The 956-nt window shown below is 52.7% G+C and carries 2 pseudogenes; both read right to left on the bottom strand.

Annotated elements, in window-relative coordinates:
* A pseudogene (locus tag WMO46_RS15570) lies at positions 1-393 on the bottom strand (hypothetical protein); the annotation flags it as partial.
* A gap of 187 nt (positions 394-580) precedes the next feature.
* Positions 581-956, bottom strand: a pseudogene (locus WMO46_RS15565) (metallophosphoesterase); the annotation flags it as partial.

Genomic DNA, 956 nt, shown 5'->3' with positions numbered 1-956 from the left:
GATGTCGAGGTCGTTGGCGCTCAATTCGTAATAAAGCGTGATATGACGCAGCAAACTGTCGTTTTTCAGGTAATACGTGAAACGCTGCCCGACGTAGAGATGCGTCCGCAGGCGCGAGGTGAAGCCGTAGTAGCTGTCGCCGGGGTATTTGTTGGATTCGCGCACCCAATAATCCTCGCCCGTAATCAGGTTGAGATAAACTCCGGTCGTGAAAGGCTCGATGGCGAACCGCTCGCAGCACCGAATGCTCCACGGAATGTAATTCTGTCGGAGCGTGAAGGTCGTATGCGTCCGGTCAGAATAGGCTCCGGGCAGAAAACCGACCAGCACGTCGGTCTCCCAGCGGCATTTCTTTCCGTAGTCCCAACCGCAGCCGAACGATAGGAAACCCATACCTCCGGCATATTGCACCTTAATGTGTGTGGGAATAAGCGGTTCCAATCCTTCATACCCCCGGTGTTCGCGTTGGTCGAGACGTATGTTCTGACCAAGTTGAATGTCTGTGAACGGAACGAATGATGGTTCCTGAGCCGTCGTGGGCAACATCCACAAGCTACCGACCAATACGATAATGAATCGCTTAAAATTCCATCCGTTCATAATCGTATCCCTCCTCGGTAATGGTAAAAAGCAGATAGGTCTTTTTATCGATATTGTCGCATTCATAATAAATTACTCCGTCGTCGAACAGATCCTCGGCGGCAAAGTTGTGACCATGCCCGTTCATGCAGAATTGCAGATGGGGAAACTGTCGGATCGTTTGCTGAAACATTTTGGCCACGTTGTTGTCGAACTGTTCGGAATAAGGCTTGGCGTGCATGACCACGACGGTCTTTTCGGCCCCGGCGGGAAAGCCGTCGATCTGGCGTTCGAGAAAGTCGAAGTTCGGGACGGGCGTGTCGTGGTCGAACTCCAACGCATTGGTGTTCAGGCAGACGAAGCGCACGTCGCCGGCC

It is taken from the genome of Alistipes intestinihominis, from assembly GCF_040095975.1.
GTDB classification, from domain to species: Bacteria; Bacteroidota; Bacteroidia; order Bacteroidales; family Rikenellaceae; genus Alistipes; species Alistipes senegalensis.
Note: the sequence above shows the minus strand (reverse complement) of the source record. Positions and strands in the feature narration are given on the sequence as shown.